Annotated in this window: 1 protein-coding gene; it reads right to left on the bottom strand. The window is 78.0% G+C overall.

Annotation, left to right across the window (positions count from 1 at the left end; genetic code table 11):
• A partial coding sequence (locus tag SSOG_RS46865) for a sacsin N-terminal ATP-binding-like domain-containing protein (protein ID WP_039941656.1) occupies nt 1-501 on the bottom strand: 501 nt, incomplete at its 3' end.
• Between the last annotated feature and the right edge of the window lie 73 nt (nt 502-574).

Raw genomic sequence — 574 nt, 5'->3', positions numbered from 1 at the left:
CCGGGGCTGCGCAGCGCCCGCCTTGTGGGCCAGTTCGCGGGCCTCCGCCAGCGACCAGCGCACCCCGCCCGAACGGCCCACCACCGCGGGCTCGTCGCTCACCGCGAGCACCGCCGCGAAGCCCACGCCGAACCGGCCCACGGCCCGCCCGGGGTCCTCGTCCCGCTTGGCCGACGCGCGCAGTGTGGACAGCGACTCGGCCCCGGCGGCGTCCAGCGGGGCGCCGGTGTTGGCGGCGACCAGCACGGCCGGTTCGCCGTCGGTCGCCGGGCGCAGCGTCAGCCGCAGCCGCCCGGGCACGCCGAGGCGGGCGGCGGCGTCGGCCGCGTTCTGGGCCAGCTCCACGACCAGCCGGTCGCGGTGGCCGCCGAGCGCCAGGTCCTCCTCCGCGTTGGCGTCCTCGCGGAAGCGGGCGGGCGACGCGGCCCAGGCGTCCAGCACGCCGCGCCGCAGCCGCGCGGTCCCGAAGGGATCCGCGTCCTCGGTCGCGCCTCGCACCATCGCCGTGCTGCTCACGTATCGCCTCCGGGTCCTGTGGGTGTGCCGCCACATTCCACATTGCTAGACCGCGAAC

The organism is Streptomyces himastatinicus ATCC 53653 (genome assembly GCF_000158915.1).
Lineage (GTDB): Bacteria > Actinomycetota > Actinomycetes > Streptomycetales > Streptomycetaceae > Streptomyces > Streptomyces himastatinicus.
The sequence above is the reverse complement of the archived record's forward strand: the minus strand, read 5'-3'. Positions and strand labels throughout refer to the sequence as shown.